Genomic DNA, 259 nt, shown 5'->3' with positions numbered 1-259 from the left:
TGCAACTGGAACCCAAGCATACCACCATTTTGAATCACCCTTGTGTTGACCAAGAACCGATTTTGGAAGAACAGCGTGAAGGAGACGTGGTCCAAAGTCACGAGCTGGGTTCAAAGCAGGTCCAGTAGGTCCACCGAGTGAAGTTACCAAGGCCATTACTAGGAAACCAAGTCCTAAATGAGCTACTGAAAGACCTGCTGTTGTGTGTGGTGCTATTTGAGCTTTGATAGCTAATTCAGAAAAGTCAACTGTTTGATTA

1 protein-coding gene is annotated in these 259 nt (G+C 45.2%); it reads right to left on the bottom strand.

Annotation, left to right across the window (positions count from 1 at the left end):
* Positions 1 to 259, bottom strand: a 259-nt coding sequence (locus B0E34_RS22905) for an aquaporin (protein WP_185117474.1), incomplete at both ends; no start/stop codon positions are given.

The sequence above is a fragment of the Chryseobacterium mucoviscidosis genome, from assembly GCF_002177115.1.
In the GTDB taxonomy this organism is placed as follows: Bacteria; Bacteroidota; Bacteroidia; order Flavobacteriales; family Weeksellaceae; genus Chryseobacterium; species Chryseobacterium mucoviscidosis.
The sequence above is the reverse complement of the archived record's forward strand: the minus strand, read 5'-3'. Positions and strand labels throughout refer to the sequence as shown.